Raw genomic sequence first — 249 nt, 5'->3', positions numbered from 1 at the left:
GCCATATTTAGTGTTAATCAATTTAAATTCCCCGGTATTTATTTTGAAGCAGGCTTAAAAAGTCACTATCCCTATAATGAGTTAATGACTCATGTGTTGTGTTATGTCGGCAAAATTAATAGCCGAAATAAGTCGCAGCTTGAAAAAAGCGACCAATGGAAAAACTATGCGGCAACAAAAGACATTGGTAAGATCGGCATTGAAAAATTTTATGAAAGTTTACTTCACGGCATGCCAGGTCACCACCAA

Annotated in this window: 1 pseudogene; it reads left to right on the top strand. The window is 36.5% G+C overall.

Annotated elements, in window-relative coordinates:
- Positions 1-249: pseudogene (locus AAEZ02_RS23145) on the top strand (penicillin-binding protein 2); the annotation flags it as partial.

This window comes from Shewanella sp. T24-MNA-CIBAN-0130, from assembly GCF_040310185.1.
GTDB lineage: Bacteria > Pseudomonadota > Gammaproteobacteria > Enterobacterales > Shewanellaceae > Shewanella > Shewanella psychromarinicola.
This window is presented reverse-complemented; position numbering and strand designations above follow the sequence as displayed.